The 21595-nt window shown below is 67.3% G+C and carries 15 protein-coding genes; 4 read left to right on the top strand and 11 right to left on the bottom strand.

The window, feature by feature from the left end; genetic code table 11:
* Positions 1–81: 81 nt before the first annotated feature.
* From QMX81_RS13980 to hflK, 3 genes are all read right to left on the bottom strand, one after another.
* On the bottom strand, positions 82–267 hold the full coding sequence (locus QMX81_RS13980) for a DUF2065 family protein (protein WP_121038863.1): 186 nt from the start codon (positions 265–267) through the stop codon (positions 82–84).
* Between the two features lie 69 nt (positions 268–336).
* Positions 337–1200, bottom strand: coding sequence for a protease modulator HflC (locus QMX81_RS13985; protein WP_019186091.1), 864 nt, complete (start codon positions 1198–1200; stop codon positions 337–339).
* A complete protein-coding gene (gene hflK, locus QMX81_RS13990) occupies positions 1197–2318 on the bottom strand; it encodes an FtsH protease activity modulator HflK (protein WP_121038866.1) in 1122 nt (373 codons plus the stop codon). The genes QMX81_RS13985 and hflK overlap by 4 nt, the downstream gene beginning before the upstream one ends.
* A 221-nt stretch (positions 2319–2539) precedes the next feature.
* On the opposite strand from hflK, the gene QMX81_RS13995 reads away from it, so the two are divergent.
* Both QMX81_RS13995 and pilH read left to right on the top strand, forming a co-directional pair.
* A complete protein-coding gene (locus QMX81_RS13995) occupies positions 2540–3535 on the top strand; it encodes a YhdH/YhfP family quinone oxidoreductase (protein ID WP_282262355.1) in 996 nt (331 codons plus the stop codon).
* Between the two features lie 89 nt (positions 3536–3624).
* A complete protein-coding gene (gene pilH / locus QMX81_RS14000) occupies positions 3625–4008 on the top strand; it encodes a twitching motility response regulator PilH (protein WP_121038872.1) in 384 nt (127 codons plus the stop codon).
* Between the two features lie 123 nt (positions 4009–4131).
* On the opposite strand, the gene QMX81_RS14005 is transcribed toward pilH, so the two are convergent.
* Positions 4132–5028, bottom strand: coding sequence for a DnaJ C-terminal domain-containing protein (locus tag QMX81_RS14005; RefSeq protein WP_282262356.1), 897 nt, complete (start codon positions 5026–5028; stop codon positions 4132–4134).
* A 250-nt stretch (positions 5029–5278) separates the two neighbouring features.
* Here QMX81_RS14005 and QMX81_RS14010 point away from each other — a divergent pair, with 250 nt between their 5' ends.
* Together QMX81_RS14010 and QMX81_RS14015 are read left to right on the top strand one after the other, a co-directional pair.
* Positions 5279–5761: a peroxiredoxin gene (locus tag QMX81_RS14010; RefSeq protein ID WP_102788119.1), complete on the top strand. Its 483-nt coding sequence runs from the start codon at positions 5279–5281 to the stop codon at positions 5759–5761.
* 29 nt (positions 5762–5790) lie between these two features.
* Entirely contained in the window at positions 5791–6375 is a 585-nt protein-coding gene (locus QMX81_RS14015) for a ferritin-like domain-containing protein (protein ID WP_282262362.1), read from the top strand.
* Positions 6376–6432: 57 nt separating this feature from the next.
* On the opposite strand, the gene pbpC is transcribed toward QMX81_RS14015, so the two are convergent.
* The 7 genes from pbpC to prpB all read right to left on the bottom strand — a co-directional run bounded on the left by pbpC (position 6433) and on the right by prpB (position 21461).
* A complete protein-coding gene (gene pbpC, locus QMX81_RS14020) occupies positions 6433–8808 on the bottom strand; it encodes a penicillin-binding protein 1C (protein WP_282262365.1) in 2376 nt (791 codons plus the stop codon).
* A 53-nt stretch (positions 8809–8861) separates the two neighbouring features.
* Positions 8862–13781, bottom strand: coding sequence for an alpha-2-macroglobulin (locus QMX81_RS14025; RefSeq protein WP_282262367.1), 4920 nt, complete (start codon positions 13779–13781; stop codon positions 8862–8864).
* Between the two features lie 130 nt (positions 13782–13911).
* Positions 13912–15369, bottom strand: coding sequence for a bifunctional 2-methylcitrate dehydratase/aconitate hydratase (locus QMX81_RS14030; protein WP_282262369.1), 1458 nt, complete (start codon positions 15367–15369; stop codon positions 13912–13914).
* Between the two features lie 20 nt (positions 15370–15389).
* Positions 15390–16574 (bottom strand): 2-methylaconitate cis-trans isomerase PrpF, encoded by a 1185-nt coding sequence (gene prpF / locus QMX81_RS14035; protein WP_282262371.1) that lies wholly within the window; start codon positions 16572–16574, stop codon positions 15390–15392.
* 56 nt (positions 16575–16630) lie between these two features.
* Positions 16631–19246: a Fe/S-dependent 2-methylisocitrate dehydratase AcnD gene (acnD, locus tag QMX81_RS14040; RefSeq protein WP_282262373.1), complete on the bottom strand. Its 2616-nt coding sequence runs from the start codon at positions 19244–19246 to the stop codon at positions 16631–16633.
* 139 nt (positions 19247–19385) lie between these two features.
* A complete protein-coding gene (gene prpC, locus QMX81_RS14045; protein WP_123730477.1) occupies positions 19386–20543 on the bottom strand; it encodes a 2-methylcitrate synthase in 1158 nt (385 codons plus the stop codon).
* A gap of 27 nt (positions 20544–20570) precedes the next feature.
* Positions 20571–21461 carry a methylisocitrate lyase gene (gene prpB / locus QMX81_RS14050; RefSeq protein WP_123730476.1) on the bottom strand — a complete coding sequence of 297 codons (891 nt, stop codon included), beginning with the start codon at positions 21459–21461 and terminating at the stop codon, positions 20571–20573.
* Positions 21462–21595: the final 134 nt, after the last annotated feature.

Consider the following 21595-nt stretch of genomic DNA (forward strand, 5'->3'; position numbering starts at 1 on the left):
GCCGGCCACTGGCCGGCTCGCGGGATGGCATGGAGCCGGCCAGCGGCCGGCACTACCAACAAGCGTATGGCGGGAACCCGCTCAGTGCTTCAGCCACCACAGGGTGGTCAGGCCGGCCAGCAGGATCACCCCGCCCCAGGTGCGCAGGGCGCTGCTGCGCAGCATCAGCAGCTGCTCGGCCATCCGCTTCCAGGCCAACGGGGCGGCGAACAGGAACAGGCCTTCGAGCACGGCGACCAGGCACAGGGCCGAGAACAGATCTTTCATGACATCTCCACAAACAAAACGGGGACCCGGTCTGCACCGGGTCCCCGTGGATGACTACCGCCTGCGGCCTCAGCGATCGCTCTTGAGGTACTGCAGGAACGGGTCGTTCTTGTCGAGCACGATCACGCCGTTGCCGTCGGTCATGGAGCCGCGGTAGGCCTCCAGGCTGCGGTAGAAGGCGTAGAACGACGGGTCGGCCGAGCCGGCCTTGCCGTAGATGCGGGCGGCATCGGCATCGCCGGCACCGCGCAGCTGCTGGGCGTCGCGCTCGGCTTCGGCCACGATCACGGTGCTCTCGCGGTCAGCCTGGGCACGGATGGTCAGCGACTGCTCTTCACCCTCGGCGCGCAGCTTGGCCGCTTCCTGCTTACGCTGGGCGCGCATGCGCTCGTACACATCGTTGATCACCTGGCTGTCGGTCGGCAGGTCGATCTGCTTGATGCGCAGGTCGATGATCTGCATGCCCAGCGCCTTGACCGACTCGTTGATGCCGGTCAGCTGGTTGGCGATCAGTTCGCTGCGATCCCCCGACACCAGCTGCTGCAACGAACGCGAGTTGATCTGGTTGCGCAGGGAGTCGGTGATGATCGGGGCCAGACGGGCATTGGCCACGCGGGCATCGCCGCCGGTCGCACGGAAGTACGCGCGCACGTCGGAGATGTAACCGATGGCGAAGAAGTCGACGCTGACGTCCTTCTGCTCGGCAGTGAAGTAACGCGCCGGGGCGGTATCGAGCACCTGGAAGCGACGATCGAACACGCGCACCGTTTCCACCAGCGGCACCTTGAAGTGCAGGCCCGGCTTGATGTCCGCACGGACCACCTTGCCCAGGTTCAGCACCATCGCAGTCTGGTCCTCACGGACCACGTAGACCGAACCCAACAGGCCGAGCAGGACCGCTACGGCCAGACCAATCCACAGTGAACTTCTCATCGGCTGCCCTCCTCACGACCGGTCGGGCGCGTCGTCGGACGCTCCGCATTGCGAACGCCATCCACCGCCGTGCTGGCAGGCAGCGACGGCAGCATGACTTCCGGGGTCACCGCCGGGGCGGCATTGGTGCTGGTGCGGTTGTCGCCCGGCATCGGCACGTAGATCAGCTGGCGGCCATCGCCACCGATGATCTTGCGGTTCTCCGAGAGCACCTTCTGCACCGTTTCCAGCCACAGGCGCTTGCGCGTGACTTCCGGGGCGTCCTTGTACTGGACCTGCAGCAGGCTGAAGCGCGAGGCATCACCCTCGGCCTTGGCGACCACGGCCTGCTTGTAGCCTTCGGCGGTGGTCCGGGCCCGCGAGGCCTGGCCGCGCGCTTCCGGAACCACCTTGGCCGCGTAGGCCTGGGCTTCGTTGATCAGACGCTCCTTGACCTGCTGGGCACCGTTGACCTCGTCGAAGGCCGGCTTGACCTCCTCGGGCGGGCGGGCATCGGGCAGGGTCAGGCCGGTCACCGACAGACCGGTGCGGTAGCTGCCGAGCGAGGCCTGCAGGCGCTCTTCGGCGGCCACGGCCAGCGGGCCACGGTTGTTCAGCACGTTGTTGAGGTCGGCACGACCGACCTGCTCACGCACGGCGCTCTGCGCGGTCTGTTCCAGCACCTGGTCGGCATCGACCGAGCCGAACAGGTACAGGCGCGGATCGTCGATGCGGTACTGGACGTTGAGCGAGACGTTGACGATGTTCTCGTCGCGGGTCAGGACCGGCACCTGGCTGCTGAACGTCTTGATCTCGGTGGCATTGACCTTGGTGACCGATTCCAGCGGCCACGGCAGCTTGAAGTTCGGGCCAGGCTGCAGGATGCGATGGAACTGACCGAAGCGCAGCACGACGCCGCGTTGCTGTTCGCCGATCAGCTGGAAGCTGGAGAACAGCAACAGCAACACCGCCGCCACTGCAACCCACCGCAGGATGCCGCCATCGAACAGGTCTTTCAGCGGACCGGGCAAACCGCCCCAACCGCCGCCATTGCCGCCACCGCGAGGACCGAACGGCCCACGTCGATTCTCGTCGGGGCCTTGTCCGCCCTTGTTGCCGCCGGGTGTATTCCAGGCCATGCACGCTCCATCAAGGTAAGGTTGCCTGCGGGCCATTCCCGCACCGTCAACCGTTAAAACGTTAAATCGCTGTCGATTCTACTAGATGGGGCAGATCGACAGGATTGGAAGGGGTCACCCATCTCGGGGAACGATTCATAACCGCATCCGCGAAGGTCCGTGAGGGTCCCCGCGCGCCGGAGCAGCGGGTAAGGTGGTGTTTTCCCCCGTCAGGCATCTTCATGGCAATTCCCGACCGGTTCAACGCTTTCCGCATCCACCAGGACGATACCGGCTACCACGCCGGGCTGGAACCGATCGGCCTGGACCAGCTCAACCCTGGCGAGGTGGTCCTGCGCGCGCACTGGTCCTCGGTCAACTATAAAGATGCGTTGGCCGGTACCGGCAAGGGCAGGATCCTGCGGCGCTTCCCACTCGTCGGCGGCATCGACGTGGCCGGCACGGTGGTCGCTTCGACCGACCCGGCCTACCGCGAAGGCGATGCGGTGCTCGCCACCGGGTGCGGGCTGAGCGAGACCCGCGATGGCGGGTACAGCCCGTATGTGCGCCTGGCCGCCAGCGCGGTGATCCCGCAGCCCGCCGGGCTGACCCCACGCGAGGCGATGATCCTGGGCACGGCCGGCTTCACCGCTGCGCTGGCCCTGGTGCGGATGCTGGACAACCGGCAGACCCCCGCCCACGGGCCGCTGGCCGTGACCGGGGCCACCGGCGGGGTCGGCTCGCTGGCAGTGGATATCTTCACCCGGGCCGGTTTCGAGGTGCACGCGATCAGCGGCAAGGCCGACCAGGTCGGCTATCTGCGGAACCTGGGAGCCCGCGAGGTTCTGCCGCGTGATGTGCTGGCGACCTCCCGCCCGATGGAATCGGCCCGCTTCGGCGGTGGCCTGGACAATGCCGGCGGCGCGATGCTGACCAGCCTGCTGGCCCAGACCGTGCCCTACGGTTCGGTGGTCAGTGCCGGCCTGGCCGCCAGCCCCGCGCTGGAGATGACGGTGATGCCCTTCATCATCCGCGGCGTGTCGCTGCTGGGCGTTTCGTCCTCCAGCGCACCGCGTGATCTTCGCGAAGCGGTCTGGGACAAGCTGGGCGGCGCGTGGAAGCCGGCGCATCTGGAGACGATCTGCACCGGCGAGGTCGGGCTGGATGGCCTGCCCGCGGCGTTCGACACCCTGCTCGCGGGTGGCAACCACGGCCGCACGGTGGTACGAATCGACTGAGCGTGGCAGCCGGGCGACGGACGGCACGCCCGGCGCTTCACGACAATGCGAGGCCCGCACTACACTGCGGGCATCACACGGGGAACACCATGGCACGCATTCTGATCGTCGACGATTCACCGTCGCAGCTGTTGGGGATACAGCGGATCGTCGAAAAACTCGGGCACCAGATCCTGACCGCCACCGATGGCGCCGCCGGGGTGGAAACGGCCAAGGCCGAGCTGCCCGATCTGGTGCTGATGGACGTGGTCATGCCCAACCTCAATGGCTTCCAGGCGACCCGCACGCTGGCACGCGACGCGGCGACCAAGCACATCCCGGTGATCCTGGTGACCACCAAGGACCAGGACACCGACCGCATGTGGGGCATGCGCCAGGGCGCCAAGGCCTATATCACCAAGCCGTTTTCCGAAGACGAGCTGTCCGAGGTGCTGGAGCGCGTTTTCAGCCACCAGGAACCGCCGACGGCGTGAGCTGATGGCACGGTGAGCCGACCAACGGTCGGCTGCTACCGCGAAGGCAATCGCGGCCGCCCCGGTAGACACCGACCGTTGGTCAGTGCGCAACGATGACCCGGACGCCGCGCACCACCTGCCTCAGACCTTCTCGCCGAATGCCTTGGCCAGCGTCTTGTACGCTTTCTTCTGCGCCTCATCGGTGGGCGCCGGCGCAATGATCTCCAGCTCCACGATCTGATCGCCATCCGGGTTGCCCGGCAGGCCGCGGCCACGCAGGCGCAGCTTGCGGCCGGCATCGGACTCGGCCGGCACCTTCAGCTCCACCGCACCACCCAGGGTCGGCACGCTGATGCTGGTGCCCAGCGCGGCCTGCCACGGCGTCACCTGCAGGGTGTACAGAATGTTGCGGCCATCCACCTCGAACTGCGGGTGCTCGGCGTATTCCACTTCCAGCAGCAGGTTGCCGCCACCGGTGCCCTGCCCGCCCAGCCGGATCACCTGGCCCGGGCGGATGCCCTTGGGCACGCGCACATCCAGCTGCCTGCCGCCCACGTTGATGCGCAGGCTGTCGCCCTGGTAGGCGGCCTCCAACGGCACCGACAGCTTGGCACGGGTATCGCGGGTCGGCTGCGGGCCCTGGCTGGCGCCGCCGAAGCCACTGGCGCGGCCACCGCCACCGCCGCGCTGGCGCGCGAACAGGCTCTCGAAGAAATCGCTGAAGCCGCCGCCACCGGCGCCGCCCCCGAACACCTCTTCGAAGTCATAGCCCTGGCCACCGCCGTAGTTCGGCGGGGTATGGAACTCCTCGCCGGGCCGGTAGCCCTGTGCCTTGAGCTGGTCGTAGGCCGCGCGCTTCTGCGGATCGCGCAGCGCCTCGTAAGCCTCGTTGACCGCCTTGAATTTGTCCTCGGCCCCGGCTTCCTTGCTCACATCCGGGTGGTACTTGCGCGCCAGCCGGCGGTAAGCGGTCTTGATCTCAGCATCGCCCGCGGTGGGTTCCACCCCGAGCGTGGCGTAGTAATCCTTGAATTCCATCCAAACACCTCGACTAAGTTCGGCCACCCGCGTGGGCGGGCGCCGTCCGCGCAATTCTAGCCGCTGCGGACCGGCCCACCGTGACGCCGGGCGCGAATGATCCTGCGCAATGCGGCGGACATGACGGACGGCTACGCTGCCCCCGTGGCCCGCCTTTCCCGCCACAGATGGGTCTGCACGGCGGCTTTTCAACGTGTTGACATGGCCATCCCATGCCCCTCACTACCCTGCCTGTGTCCAAGGAGTCCGCATGACCATCCACGTTGGCGACCGCATTCCCGAAGTCACCCTCAAGCGCATCCGCGAGGGCATGGAGACCATCGATACCCATGCCCTGTTCGATTCGCGCAAAGCGGTGCTGTTCGGCGTGCCCGGCGCATTCACCCCGACCTGTTCGGCCCGGCACCTGCCCGGCTTCATCGAGCAGTTCCCCGAATTCCGCCACCGCGGGATCGAAGTGTTCTGCATGGCGGTCAACGACCCGTTCGTGATGAAGGCCTGGGGCGAGAGCCAGCAGGTGCCCGACGGCCTGCAGCTGCTGTCTGACGGCAATGGGGAGTTCACCCGTGCGCTGGGCCTGGAAATGGATGCCAGCAGCTCGGGCATGGGCATCCGCTCGCGCCGCTTCGCGCTGTATGTCGAAGACGGTGTCGTGCGCGAGACCTTCATCGAGGAACCCGGAAAATTCGAGGTGTCTTCGGCGCAGTACGTGCTGGAGCATCTCCCCCGCTAGACCCACGCAACAGAGGAACCCGGCCAGCCATGTCAAAGCCAGCCAAGAACACCCCCAACACCGCCCCGGACAACGCCCGCCCGCCGGGCATCAGCGACACCGCCACCCTGCGGGCCAAGGCCCGCAAGGACATCGAAGACGGCGCCATCACCGACAGTTACAGCGCCGACCGCGAAGCGGTGATCAAGCTGCTCAACGATGCGCTCGCCACCGAGTACGTGTGCGTGCTGCGCTACTACCGCCATTACTTCATGGCCAAGGGCATGCTCGCCGATTCGATCAAGGCCGAGTTCCTGGAACACGCACAGCAGGAACAGGCGCACGCCGGCAAGCTGGCCGAACGCATCGTGCAGCTTGGAGGCGAGCCGGATCTCAACCCGGATACGCTCACTGCGCGCTCGCATGCCGAGTACAAGGAAGGCAGCGACCTGCGCGACATGGTCCGCGAGAACCTGATCGCCGAGCGCATCGCGATCGACAGCTACCGCGAGATGATCAACTTCGTGGGCGACAGGGACACCACGACCAAGCGCATCCTCGAAGAGATCCTGGCGCAGGAAGAAGAACACGCCGACGAATTCGCCGACCTGCTGGACGGCTGGATCGGGGAGTAATGTTGGACGGCAGTGCCGGCCCGTAGCCGGCACTGCCAGACCCTGCGCACCGCATGATCAGCGCAGGATCCGGAACCGCACCTGCGTCCAGGCACCGTCAGCAGCGAGCGCGGTCAACGTGTGCTCACCCACCTCATCAAAATCGCGCTGGAACAGTCGCGCCCCTTCGGTGCGGGCAATCCAGCGGTCATCCAGCAACCAATCCACCGTTGATTCGTTGCCCAGTGCACGCAGCTGCAGGCGCACGCCGTGCTCGGCATTCGGTGCGCGTGCGAGGGTGGCGCGGTCGTTGAGCCCCTCGATATGCAGGGTGCCGCCACTCTCGCGGCCGTCGGCGCTGCAGTCCGGGGACAACGCAGGCAACTGCGAGGCCTGGCGCTGGGCCTGTGGCAACCACGGCGACAACAGCGCTGGCCAGCGCGCGATCTCACGCGGCTCCGCCGCATGCGGCCGGCTGCACTCCGGCGACAGCCGCAGCCCCGTGCGCGCATCCACCTGGAAACGCTGCAGCCCCGGCTGCCACAGCCGCGCCTCGCGTTCGGCGAAGGTCGGCGGCACGACCCCGTCCAGCACGAAGGCCGGCATCCGGCGTTGGCACAGGGGCGCTGCGGTCTGCTCTACCAAGCCGCCGGTCGGCCAGCAGATCTCGGCCTGCGCCACGCTCGCCGGCATCGGCGCCGCACTGGCATCGCCGGCCTGGCGCGGCAGACTGTCGATCACTTCGAACATCAGCGGCAGGGCGGTCACCGCACCGTATTGGCCGGGCAGCGGCGTGCCATCCGGGCGCCCCACCCACACGCCTACCGTGTAATGGCGCGTCGTGCCGATCGCCCAGGCATCGCGGTAGCCGTAACTGGTGCCGGTCTTCCAGGCCACACGTGGGCGGCCGGTGACATCGAAGGTGCCGGTGCCGTAGCCCGGGCGTGGATTGGACTCGAGTACCTCGCGGGTGATCCACGCCGCACCGGGGGACATCAGACGCCGCTCGATCACCGCATCCTCGGCGGTGTAACGCACCCGCCCGGCGATGCCGTTACGGTTGAACGCGGCGAAGGTGCCGACCAGATCCTCCAGCCGCGCACCGGTGCCGCCGAGAATCAGCGAGAGATTGGGCGCACTGCCATGCGGAAAGCGCAGGTTGATGCCGGCATGCGACAGGCGTGCGGCGAAACGCGCCGAGCCGACCCGATCCAGCAGGTCCACCGCCGGCACGTTGAGCGACAACCGCAGGGCCGTGGCGGCACTGACCGGCCCATTGAATGCCGCATCGAAGTTGCCCGGCCGGTAGCCACCGAAGCTCTGCGGCGCATCCACCATCAGGCTTTCCGAATGGATCAGGCCATCATCCAGCGCCATGCCATACAGGAACGGCTTGAGCGTGGAACCCGGTGAGCGCCACGCCTGCACCATGTCCACATGGCCGAGCCGCTGCTTGTCGCCGAACGCCACCGAACCGACGTAGGCGCGTGCCTCCAGCGTGCGGTTGTCCACCACCAGCAATGCCGCCGAGGTGCGCTCGGGCAGCTGCGAAAAGTAGGACGACACACGCTCTTCCAGCGTGCGCTGCAGGCCGATATCCAGCGTGCTTTCGATCCGCGCCGCCCGCGGCTGTGCCGAGCGCAGCCGCTGGGCGAGCAGCGCCGCATGCAGCGGGGGCTGCAGCGCGCGGGTGACCACCGGCTCGATGCGCGCATCGTCGACCTCCTCGCGTGACCACACACCGAGTGACACCATCCGCTCGAGCACCTTGTCGCGCGCCCGCTGTGCCGCCTCCGGGTGGCGATCCGGGCGCAACCGGCTGGGCGACTGCGGCAGCACCGCCAGCAACGCCGCCTCGGCATGCGACAACTGCGAGGCCGGCTTGCCCAGATAGGCCCAGCTCGCCGCCTCCACGCCTTCGATGGTGCCGCCATAGGGCGCGCGTTCCAGATACAGCGCCAGGATCTGCGCCTTGCTCAGGTGCAGTTCCAGCTGCACCGCGCGCAGCAGCTGCTTGGCTTTGCCCCACGGCGTGCGCGTATGCGGATCGAGGATCCGCGCCACCTGCATGGTCAGCGTTGAACCGCCGGAGACGATCCGCTGCGCGAACAGCCATTGCTTGCCGGCGCGCAGCAGGCCCCACGGGTTGATGCCGGGATGCCGCCAGAACCAGCGGTCTTCGTAGTTCAGCAGGGCCTGCAGATACAGCGGCGAGACGCTGTCGGCCGAGGCCGGGTAGCGCCACACCCCGTCGGCATCGGCGAAGGCGCGCAGTGGCGTGCCATCGCGCGCCACCACCAGGGTGCTGGTGTCGCGCTGCCTGGGCAGCGGTGGCGGGAACGCGAGGTCCAGCGCCAGCAGCAACGCGAGCACCGCGGCCGTGCCCCATCGCAGGTACGGCAGCACGCCGCGCAGCACCGACGCCCACCACCGCTTGGAGAAAAGAGACGTCATGTCGATTCAGCAGCAAGGCAGGCGGGCCGTCACCGGGACGGCCCGCCCTGCGATCAGGGCTGCACCACGGTCAGCGACGCCGGGAGGCTGCGCCCCACCCCGCGCAGGTCGGGACGGTACATGTCCTCCACCAGCGGCGGCGGCACGCGATACGTACCCGGCGTGACCGCACGCACCAGATAGAACACCTTGGCAGTGCTGCCACGCGAGAGTTTCAGCGCGGCCACGTAGCGGTCGTCGCGGAACTCCTCGTGCTTGATGTTGGCCGCATCGCCACGATCGTTGACGCTCAACCCGTCGACCACCACATCGGCCCACTGCTTGGCATCGCCGAGGTTGAAGTTCTCGATCTCCAGCCCGGCCGGCAGCAGATCGGTCAGCAGCGCATCGGGCATGTCCACGTTCGGGGTGACGCTGACCCGCACGATCAGGGCCTCGCCTTCCTTCAGTGGACGCGGCGTCCACGGCTTGCCATCAGTGGTGTACCAGCTGCGCTCCACGCCGAGCGTTCGGCTGTCCGGTTCCGGCGGGTTGCGCGGAATGCCGGCCACTTCCAGGCTGGCGAACATCGGCGGCTCCCCCTGCGGGGTGAAGCGCACACCCTTGGCCAGCGCGGCGTAGTCGAAGCTGCGGCCGAACATGCGCCGTGCCGGGATGCTCTCGCTCTCGCCACCCACCACCAGTTCGCCGGAGACCAGTTTCTTCTGGTTGGCCGACAACGCCTTGCCCATGCGGGCCAGCGCCACCTGCTCCTGGGTGCTCAGCCACATCCAGCCACTGTTGCGGCGGGCATCCAGCGCGCGGCCGAGATCGACCGCGCGTGCATCGTAGGCGGGCTTGGACAACTTGCGCTCGTGCAGCAGCGCGATCATCAGCGCGTCGTCGCGCACCGCGCTGCCGTAATCGCCGAAGTATGCCGGACGGTCAGCCGCGCTCTTGGCAAAGCCGGCGGCAATGGCCGCATCGCCGCGCTTGTGATCGCCCTGCAGGGACAGCGCGATGCCCAGGTGCACCAGCGACAGGCCGGTCAGCGACTTGCTGCGCTCGTTGTCGTACAGCGCACGCAGGGTACCCAGTGGCGCGCGGTTGACGCGCGCCAGCACGTAGCCCGAATAGGCCTGGTTGGCGAATTTCAGGTTCTCGCGGCGATCCTCGCCATAGAACTGGTTGCCACCGGAGAGCAGATCTTCGCTCAAACGGTTCAGCGCTTTCTGCAGCACGTTGTCCGGCACGGCGAAGCCGGCGTCCTTGGCGTCGAGCAGGAACTCGGCGATGTACGGCGTCAGCCACGGATTGATGTAGCCGTCGTCGCCCCACATCGAGAAGTTGCCGTTGGCCACCTGCATCGAGGCCAGGCGGCCGAAGGCACCTTCCATGCGCTCGCGGCGGGTCTTGGCATCCAGCCCGTCCGCACCGAGCATGGCCGAGGTCGCCTCATCCAGCATCAGCGCGGCGTAGCCCTTGCTGGTGGTCTGCTCGGCGCAGCCATACGGATAGTTGAGTGCACCGTTCAAGGCACTGGCGAACGGAATCGGCGGCAGCGCGCTGACCAGCATGCGTGCGGTCACCGAGTCGTTCATCAGGCCATCGGCGAGGCCGGCTTCCATCGTGACGGCGGCCAGCGGATCCAGCGTGCGGGTCTGCGCGCGCAGCACCTGCGGCCACGCCGCGCGCACCGGCAGGTCATAGCGGCGATCGACCTTGAAGCCGTTGCCGTCCACGCGCACGCGCACCTTGGCCACGGTGTAGCCCTCGCGCGCGGTCAGCGGGAAGCTCAGCGTGCTCTTGGCATCCGCGTTGAGCTTGAGTGTGCGGCTGGATTCGCCCAGGGTCAGCGGCCCGATACCATCGACCTGCACCTTGAACTCGCCCGGTTTCCCGGTGAAGTTCTGCACGTCCAGGGTCACGGTGCTGATATCGCCGGGCGCCATCACGCGCGGCATGCTGGCTTCGGCCAGGATCGGCGCGCGCACCACGGTCTCCACGTCGCGCTTGCCGTACTGGTCGTCGGCATACACCAGCGCCGACACGCGCAGCGTGCCGTTGAAATCCGGCACCTTCAGCGCGATCCGCGCGATGCCCTTGGCATCGAGCTTCACCGGGCCGGAGAACAGGTCCACCGTCTGCACGCGCGCGGTCGGGCGCTTGGCCTGCGGCATCGCCGCCAGCGCCATGTCGCCACCGAACTTCAGCTTGCCGCTGCTGCCGTCGAAGCTCTCGATCACGCGGCTGTAGATGTCATACGCATCCACACCCAGGCGACGCTGCGCGAAGAAGTGCGCGGCGGCATCGGGCACCGGGAAGCGGGTGATGTTGAGGATGCCCACATCCACGGCCGAGACGGTCACATGCGCGACCTTGCCGGCCAGCTGCGGGGCACTCACGGTGACCGGCAGCGTCTGCTCCGGGCGCATCTGCTTGGGGGCCACCAGGCCGACGGCGATCTGCCGCGCCTTGCGGTCCATCGGCACATGCACCACGCCGACCGCACGGGCCGGGGTGATCTTGCTCGGGGCACTGCCGCCACGGAACACCAGCGCGGTGATGTAGACGTCGTGACGTTCCCATTCGGCGGTGACCGGAATGTCGTAGGTGCTGCCCGGCTTGGCGTCGATATCCTGGACGTAGAGCATCTTGTCGCTCTCGACCATCAGCACACCCTTGCCGGCATGCGGCGGGGTCACGGTGACGCGCACCGTGTCGCCGGCCTTGTAGCCGGTCTTGTCCAATGCCAGCTTGACCTTGTCCGGGCGCGCATCCAGGCCGCGGTTGTCGTCGTTCCAGCTCCAGCCAGCATTGAAGGGATAGCGGCTGGTCAGCCCGGTGGCCGGATCGAACACGTCCAGCCGGTACTCGCCCCACTCCACCGGGACATCAACGCCGACCGCCGCACTGCCGGCATCGACGGTGCGGGTGTCCTTGTTCTCGAAGCGGCGGGTGAAGTCGTAATCCCAGCGGTTGTCGTTGAAGGTCCAGTGGTAATCGCGCAGCTCGCGCACCAGCGTGACCTTCAGGCCCTTGGCCGGCTGCGGCTTGCCCGCCGCGTCCACGCGCATCAGTTCGAAGCGCGCGTTGCTGTTGGCATCCGCGCCGTCCTTGGGATCGAACAGCGGGCGCACACCGACCAGCGCCGCGGCCGGCCACATCACCCGCTTCAGCGTGCGGGTCACGGTGCGGCCACCGGTTTCATACACGCTGCCGGAGAGCACCACGGCGATCGGTGCGGTTGGCTTGACCTCGGCCGGCAGCTCCACGTCCTGGCGAAGTTTGCCGTCGGCCGGGAACTCGGTATCGATGACGTCGCGCGCCTCGCGCGGCAGCGCGGTGGTCGGGTCGCCGAAGAAGTAGCCCGGCAGCGACTCGACCGGCGACTGCTCAGCCGCTACGGCCAATCGCGCGGTGAAGCGGTTGCCGTCCGCCGGCGCACCGTACAGATACGCCGCATCGGCCTGCAGCTTGAGCGGCTCGCCCGGCTTGAGCGTCTTCTGCACGCTGTCCAGGTCCAGCTTCATGCGCTCGGGCAGGAACTCCTCGATGCGCAGGGTCATGCCCTGGATCGCTTCCTTGCTGGCCGGGTTGGTGCGGAACTCCACCTGCCAGCGCCCGGTCGGGGCCTCGGCCGGGATCAGCTGCTCGAAGCTGAAGTAGCCCTGCTCGCCGGGGGTCAGGCGGGTCTCGCGGAAGGTCTTGCCGTCCGGCTGCTTCAGGCGCAGGAAGACGGGCTGTGGCTTCACCGGCTTGCCGTCGTTGTCGCGCAGCAGGGCCGAGATGCGCACGGTCTCGCCGGGGCGGTACAGGTCGCGACCCGACCAGGTGAACACGTCGAACCAGGCGTTGTCGCGGCCGGCCACGGCGAACTCGCTCAGGTCCAGCGCGGGCTGGTTGAACGGCAGCATCGAGGTATCGCCGCCACTGCTGGCGATCAGCACATGGCTGGCATCAAGGGTGTAATTGAGCAGCGCATTGCCGTTGCCGTCGGTCGCCCCCTTGAGCACCACCTCACCCTTGCCATCCAGGATGCGCAGCTCGATCTTCTTCAGCGACGCCCCGCTCTGCAGCGAGGCGGTGTGCACGAACAGCGTGTCCTTATAGGCACGCGTATGCAGGCCGATGTCGCTGACGGTGAAGAAAGCGGTGTCGTACTCGCCTTCGAACGAGCCGCTGCGCTTCATCACCGCGAAATACAGGCCGGGCTGCTGCAGCTCCTTGATGTCCTGCGTGGGCAGGTAGGTGAGCACGCGCTCGTTCTGCTTGCCGCCGATCACGAAGCGGTTGACGTACACCGGCTCGGCCAACTGCGACATCGGCGTCTTGTCGCCGTACTCGCTCTCCAGCTCCCAGCTGCCGCGGCGGCCGCCGCGCTGGTACTGGCTGAAGAAGGCCGGCAGTTCCTTCTCGCGCACGCGCAGGAACTCCACGTCCACTTCCGGCACGTTGACCGACACCACCGGCAGGCCACGGCTGTCCTTGGCCGGCAGCACGCTTCCCTGCGAGGCGAACCCGGCCACCGGCTTGAGCTCGCCGGTGAAGACATTCTGGCGCAGCTCCTTGCCGATCCGGCTGCCATCGGCGGCGAGCAGGTCGGGCGAGACGATCAGGGAGTATTCCTTGGCCGCCTCCACGAACGGATAGCGCAGGGTCTTGCCGTCATCGGACAGCGACCAGCTGCTGTCCTCGGTGCCGACCTTCTCGGCAAAGCGGACCAGCGCGTCGAAATCCTGGGTGCCGACCAGCGGTCGCGAGAACTCCAGCGCCAGCGACAGGCCATCGCTCTTCTGATCCGGGTAGGCCCGGACCAGGGTGAACTCGGTGACGGCCTCGGCCTTGGCCGCGATCGGTGCGCCGGATGGGGCGGGCAGCTGGCCGCTGTCGTTGCGCTTGCAGCCCCCGACGCCGATGGCCAGGCCGGCGACCAGCGCCAGGCCCGCGATTCCCTTCCAGCTCCACTGCCCGAACCGACTGCGGCTAGCCATGACGTCACTCCTTGAACAAGGCGGCCAGTATACGGGCCGTCCCCGCTCGTTCGCGGGCGACCCCGGGCGATCCGGGCGTCATGGGTGGCCGGCAGGGCCACCGCCAAGGACAGCCGACCAACGGTCGGCTCTACCCGGCGACGTAGAGGTCCACGTACTCGTGCACCGGCATCGCTTCCAGCGCGACCGGGTCCAGCGAGGCCTCGAGGATCCGGCGCTGCTGCACGGTCGGGAACACCCCGGCCAGGTGACGGCGGAACTTGTCCTCCAGCAGCGGGATGCCCTCGGCCCGGCGCCGGGCGTGGCCCAGCGGGTACTCGACCACGGCCTCCATCGTGCTGCCGTCGGCGAAGGTCACATGCAGCGCGTTGGCGATGCTGCGCTTGTCCGGGTCCAGGTAGTCGGCCGTGAACTGCGGCGCTTCCACGCAGGTGATCTTCGCCCGCAGCGGATCGATGCGCGGATCGGCAGCGACGTCGTCCTCATAGTCCTCGGCAACCAGCCGGCCGAAGATCAGCCCGATCGCCACCATGTACTGCACGCAGTGGTCACGGTCGGCCGGGTTATGCAGCGGACCGGGTTTGTCGATGATGCGCAGGCAGGCCTGCTGGGTGCGCAGGGTGATCTGCGCGATGTCTTCGCTGCGTTTGCCGCTGGCGCGCATCTGCGCGTGCACCTGCATCTCCGCTTCGACAGCGGTCTGGCCATGGAACTCGGCCGGATAGCTGATCTTGAACAGCACGTTCTCCATCACGTAGCTGCCGTACGGCCGCTGGAAGCGGAACGGCTGCCCGCCGAAGGAGACATCGTAGAAGCCCCAGGTCGGCGCGGTCAGCGCGCTGGGATAGCCCATCTCACCGGCCGCGGCCATCAGCGACAGGCGCACCGCACGGCTGGTGGCATCGCCCGCCGCCCAGCTCTTGCGCGAGCCGGTGTTGGGCGCGTGCCGGTAGGTGCGCAGCGACTGTCCATCCACCCAGGCCAGCGACAAGGCATTGAGCATGCGCTCGCGATCCAGGCCAAGCATGTGCGACACCACCGCGGTGGAGGCGACCTTGACCAGCACCACGTGGTCCAACCCGACCCGGTTGAAGGCATTCTCCAGCGCCAGGCAGCCCTGGATTTCATGCGCCTTGACCATCGCCTCCAGCACATCGCGCATGGTCAGCGGTGCCCGCCGCAGCGCCTCGGCATTGCGGCTGAGCCAATCGGCGGTGGCGAGGATGCCACCGAGGTTATCGGACGGATGCCCCCACTCCGCCGCCAGCCAGGTGTCGTTGAAATCCAGCCAGCGGATCATCGCGCCGATGTTGAACGCGCCCTGCACCGGATCAAGCTCGAACCGGGTACCGGGCACCCGCGCACCGTTGATCACCTGCATGCCGGGCACCAGCGGCCCGAGCAGCTTGCTGCAGGCCGGGAACGAAAGCGCCGCCAACCCGCAGCCCAGCGTATCGATCAGGCAGTGCCGCGCGGTGGTGTACGCCAGCGGCGAGCTGACCTGGTAATCGCGGACATAATCGACGATGTCGGTCAGGACCGTGTCCCAGGCGGGGCGCTGATTGCTGTGGCTGTCATGACCGGACATCGCGATTCTCCTGTTAGGCGTTACAGCGTGGTGGCAGGCACCCGTACCGCACCGTCCATCAATACGCGGGCACTGCGGCTCATGATGGCCTTGGTGACCGTCCACTGACCGTCAACGCGTGCCGCCTGCGCGCCCACGCGCAGCGTGCCGGAGGGATGACCGAAGTTCACCGATTCACGCTCACCGCCACCGGCGGCCAGGTTCACCAGCGTGCCCGGGATGGCGGCGGCGGTGCCGATGGCGACCGCGGCGGTGCCCATCATCGCGTGGTGCAGCTTGCCCATGGACAGCGCGCGCGCGTGCAGATCGATATCCCCGGCGGCGATCTGCTTGCCGCTGGAGGACACGTAGTCCTGCGCGGGGGCGACGAAGGCGACCTTGGGCGTGTGCTGGCGGGTCGCGGCCTGTTCAATGGTCTCGATCAGCCCCATGCGCACCGCGCCGTGCGCGCGGATCGCTTCGAAACGCGCCAGAGCCACCTTGTCCTCGTTGATCGCCGGCTGCAGTTCGGTGCCCGTGTAGCCCAGGTCAGCCGCGTTGAGGAAGATGGTCGGAATGCCGGCGGTGATCATCGTGACCTGGAAGCTGCCCACGCCCGGCACGTCGAGCGTGTCGACCAGGTTGCCGGTCGGGAACATCGCCCCGCCCTCGCCATCATCGGAGGGATCCAGGAACTCCAGCTGGATCTCCGCAGCCGGGAAGGTCACGCCATCGAGTTCGAAATCGCCGTCCTCCTGCACCTGGCCCTCCACGATCGGCACGTGCGCCAGGATGGTCTTGCCGATGTTGGCCTGCCAGATCCGCACGGTGCACAGGCCGTTGTGCGGAATCCGCGCCGGATCCATCAATCCGTTACTGATCGCGAACGGGCCCACCGCGGTGCTGAGGTTGCCGCAGTTGCCGCTCCAGTCGACGAACGCCGTCTCGATCGCCACCTGGCCGTACAGATAATCCACGTCGTGGTCCGGCACCGACGGCGCGGAGAGGATCACGCACTTGCTGGTGCTGGAGGTCGCGCCGCCCATGCCATCGGTGTGCTTGGCATACGGATCAGGCGAGCCGATCACGCGCATCAGCAGCGCATCGCGCGCCGGGCCAGGCACCTGCGCGGCGGCAGGCAGATCGGTCAGCTTGAAGAACACCCCCTTGCTGGTACCACCACGCAGGTAGGTGGCCGGAATGCGGAGCTGGGGAAGAAACGCCATATCGAAGTCCTGATGGAACGACGGCCCGTTGCCGGGCCGTCGTGATGCGGGTGGGATCAGGCGACCTGCGCCGATTCCAGGAAGTCCTGCGCGAACCGCTGCAGCACGCCACCGGCCTCGTAGATGGAGACCTCTTCGGCGGTATCCAGCCGGCAGGTGACCGGCACCCGCAGCTGTTCACCATTGCGGCGATGGATGACCAGGGTCAGCTCGGCACGCGGCACACGCTCGCCCAGCACGTCGAAGGTTTCGGTGCCATCGATGCCCAGGGTCTTGCGGTTGACACCTTCCTTGAACTCCAGCGGCAGCACGCCCATGCCGATCAGATTGGTGCGATGGATGCGCTCGAAGCCTTCGGCGGCAATGGCTTCCACGCCGGCCAGGCGCACGCCCTTGGCGGCCCAGTCACGCGAGCTGCCCTGGCCGTAGTCGGCACCGGCGATGATGATCAGCGGCTGCTTGCGGCCCATGTAGGTTTCGATCGCTTCCCACATGCGGGTGACCTGGCCTTCCGGCTCCACGCGCGCCAGCGAGCCCTGCGTGACCTGGCCATCGACCACGGCCATTTCATTGATCAGCTTCGGGTTGGCAAACGTCGCGCGCTGCGCGGTGAGGTGGTCGCCACGATGGGTCGCGTAGGAATTGAAGTCTTCCTCGGGCAGGCCCATCTTGGCCAGGTACTCACCGGCCGCGCTGCTGGCCATGATCGCATTCGACGGCGACAGGTGATCGGTGGTGATGTTGTCGCCGAGCACGGCCAGCGGGCGCATGCCGGTCAGGCTGCGGGCACCGGCCAGCGCGCCTTCCCAGTACGGCGGGCGGCGGATGTAGGTGCTCTGCGGGCGCCAATCGTACAGCGGGCTGATCGGGGCGCCGTGCTCCACCTTGAAGGTGAACATCGGGTCGTAGACCTTGCGGAACTGTTCCGGCTTGACGCTGGCCTTGACCACCGCGTCGATCTCGGCATCGCTCGGCCACAGATCCTTCAGCGTGATCGGGTTGCCGTCGGCATCATGGCCGAGCGCGTCCTTCTCGATATCGAAGCGCACCGTACCGGCGATCGCATAGGCCACCACCAGCGGCGGCGAGGCCAGGAAGGCCTGCTTGGCGTACGGGTGGATGCGGCCGTCGAAGTTGCGGTTGCCCGAGAGCACGGCGGTGGCATACAGATCGCGATCGATCACTTCCTGCTGGATCTTCGGGTCCAGCGCGCCGCTCATGCCGTTGCAGGTGGTGCAGGCAAAGGCGACGATGCCAAAGCCCATCTGTTCCAGTTCGGTCAGCAGCCCGGCTTCTTCCAGATACAGCTGCACGGCCTTGGAACCAGGCGCCAGCGAGCTCTTCACCCACGGCTTGCGGGTCAGGCCGGCGCGGTTGGCGTTGCGCGCCAGCAATGCCGCGGAAATCACGTTGCGCGGGTTGCTGGTGTTGGTGCAGCTGGTGATCGCGGCGATGATCACCGCGCCATCGGGCATCAGGCCATCGGCCTGTTCCTGCTTGCCCGAGGCCAGCTTGCCTTCATCGGCGATGCCGCGCGCCGCCAGATCGGTCGTCGCCACACGCTTGTGCGGGTTGGACGGGCCGGCCATGTTGCGCACCACGGTGGACAGGTCGAACTGCAGCACGCGCTCGTACTGTGCGGTGACCAGATCGTCAGCCCACAGGCCGGTGGCCTTGGCGTAGGTTTCCACCAGCGCGACCTGCGCATCCTCGCGGCCGGTCAGGCGCAGGTAGTCCAGGGTCTGCTGGTCGATGTAGAACATCGCCGCGGTGGCGCCGAACTCCGGCGTCATGTTGGAAATGGTGGCGCGGTCGCCGATGGTCAGCGCATTGGCACCCTCCCCGTAGAACTCGATCCACGCACCGACCACGCGCTCCTTGCGCAGGAACTCGGTCAACGCCAGCACCACGTCCGTGCAGGTGATGCCCGGCTGCGGGCGGCCGGTCAGCTCCACGCCGATGATGTCGGGCAGGCGCATCCAGGAGGCGCGGCCGAGCATCACGCTCTCCGCTTCCAGGCCACCCACGCCGATCGCGATCACGCCCAGCGCGTCCACATGCGGGGTATGGCTGTCGGTTCCCACGCAGGTATCCGGGAAGGCCACGCCATCGCGCACCTGCACGACCGGCGACATCTTCTCCAGGTTGATCTGGTGCATGATCCCGTTGCCCGGCGGAATCACGTCAACGTTCTTGAAGGCCTTCTTGGTCCAATTGATGAAGTGGAACCGGTCTTCATTGCGGCGGTCCTCGACGGCGCGGTTCTTCTCGAACGCAGCCTTGTCGAAGCCGGGGAATTCCACCGCCAGCGAGTGATCCACGATCAGCTGGGTCGGCACCACCGGATTGATCTGCGCCGGGTCACCGCCGGCGTCGGCGATGGCATCGCGCAGGCCGGCCAGATCGACCAGGGCGGTCTGGCCGAGAATGTCATGGCACACCACGCGGGCCGGGAACCACGGGAAATCCAGGTCCTGGCGGCGCTCGATCAACTGGCGCAGCGAGGCCTCCAGCGTGGCCGGATCGCAGCGGCGCACCAGGTTTTCGGCCAGCACGCGCGAGGTGTACGGCAGCGTGGCATAGGCACCGGGCTGGAGCGCGTCGATCGCGGCACGGGTATCGAAATAGTCCAGCGCGGTGCCGGGGAGGTTCTTGCGGTACTGAGTATTCATGGCTGGCGATAGCTGCTTGTTGGCGGGCCGGGGCGTCGTGACACCGGCGAAGAAGGAGTAGCGACGCCGCAACGGAGCAGACCGGCATCGCGCCGGCCTGGTCCGCAAAGCACCCGCGAACGGGTGCGGTACGTCTGTCTTACTTGCGCTGGTCGATCGGCACGAAGGCCTGGTCTTCCGGGCCGGTGTAGTTCGCACTCGGGCGGATGATCTTGCCGTCGATGCGCTGCTCGATGATGTGCGCGCTCCAGCCGGAGGTGCGGGCGATCACGAACAACGGGGTGAACATCGCCGTCGGCACGCCCATCATGTGGTAGCTGACCGCGCTGAACCAATCCAGGTTCGGGAACATCTTCTTGATGTCCCACATCACCGACTCCAGACGCTCGGCGATGTCGTACATCTTGACGTTCTGCTGCTCGGCGGACAGGTCGCGCGCGACCTCTTTGATGATGTTGTTGCGCGGATCGCTGACGGTGTAGACCGGGTGGCCGAAACCGATGACGACTTCCTTGCGCTCCACGCGGGCCTTGATGTCGGCCTCGGCATCGTCCGGGCTGTCGTAGCGCTTCTGCACTTCGAAGGCCACTTCATTGGCGCCGCCGTGCTTGGGACCGCGCAGGGCACCGATGCCGCCGGTGATCGCGCTGTACATGTCGCTGCCGGTGCCGGCGATGACGCGGCAGGCGAAGGTCGAGGCGTTGAACTCGTGCTCGGCGTACAGGATCAGCGAGGTGTGCATCGCCTTCACCCACGAATCCTGCGGCTTCTCGCCGTGCAGCAGGTGCAGGAAATGGCCACCGATGGAGTCGTCGTCGGTCTCCACGTCGATCGCGCGGCCGTTGTGGCTCCAGTGGTACCAGTACAGCAGCATCGAGCCCAGGCAGGCCATCAGCTTGTCGGCGATGTCGCGCGCGCCCGGGTGGTTGTGGTCGTCCTTCTCCGGCGACACGCAGCCGAGCACGGAAACGCCGGTGCGCATCACGTCCATCGGGTGCGCCGAGGGCGGCAGCTCTTCCAGCGCGGCCTTGACCGCGGCCGGGATGCCCCGCAGCGACTTCAGCTTGGTCTTGTAGGCGACCAGCTCAGCGCGGGTCGGCAGCTTGCCGTGGACCAGCAGATGCGCGATTTCCTCGAACTCGCTGGTGTTGGCCAGATCGGCGATGTCATACCCGCGGTAGTGCAGGTCGTTGCCGCTGCGGCCGACGGTGCACAGCGCGGTGTTGCCGGCAGCGGTGCCCGACAGGGCGACGGATTTCTTCGGCTTGAAGCCGGGGGCGGTAGTGGTGTCGCTCATGATCCCTCCAGAAAACAGTGTGCGGTCTTACTTCTTGGCGGCGAACAACGCATCGAGCTGCTGCTCGAAGGCGTGGTAACCGATACGGTCGTACAGCTCTTCGCGCGTCTGCATCGCCTCCACCACATTACGCTGGTGGCCCTCGCGGCGGATGGTCTCATACACGTTCTCTGCCGCCTTGTTGGCCGCGCGGAACGCCGACAGCGGGAACAGCTGGATGGCGACGCCGGCCGAGGCCAGCTCATCGCGGCTGAACAGCGGCGTGGCGCCGAACTCGGTGATGTTGGCCAGCACCGGCACCTTCACCGCATCGACGAAGCGGCGGTAGGTCTCCAGATCGTAGGCGGCCTCGGCGAAGATGCCATCGGCACCGGCCTCGACGCAGGCGATGGCCCGTTCGATCGCCGCATCCACGCCATCGACCTGGATGGCATCGGTGCGCGCGATCAGGAAGAAGTCCGGATCGGTCTTGGCATCGGCGGCGGCCTTGACCCGGTCCACCATCTCACCCTGCGACACGATCTCCTTGCCCGGGCGGTGACCGCAGCGCTTGGCGCCGACCTGGTCTTCGATATGGCAGGCGGCCGCGCCGGCCTTGATCAGCGACTTGACCGTACGCGCGATGTTGAACGCGCTCGGGCCGAACCCGGTGTCGATATCCACCATCAGTGGCAGGTCGCACACATCGGTGATGCGGCGCACGTCGATCAGCACGTCTTCCAGGGTGTTGATGCCCAGGTCCGGCAGGCCCAGCGAGCCGGCCGCGACGCCGCCGCCGGAGAGGTAGATCGCCCGGTAGCCGGCGCGCTTGGCCAGCAGCGCGTGGTTGGCGTTGATCGCGCCGATCACCTGCAACGGCGATTCGGCGGCCAGTGCGGCGCGGAAACGGGCGCCAGCGGAGGAAACAGGGGTGCTCATGCGGCATTCCATCGTGGTTGACCTGTACATAAGCGCAAGGGCCGTGCCAGCTGGCAAGTGTCTGATTTCATTGAGGCAGCGCGATGACTGCAGCGTTTCACCTTGAACTATTGAAACATCTGTAACATGGATGG

Origin of the sequence: Stenotrophomonas sp. PS02301 (assembly GCF_029959485.1) — a bacterium.
GTDB classification, from domain to species: domain Bacteria; phylum Pseudomonadota; class Gammaproteobacteria; order Xanthomonadales; family Xanthomonadaceae; genus Stenotrophomonas; species Stenotrophomonas maltophilia_Z.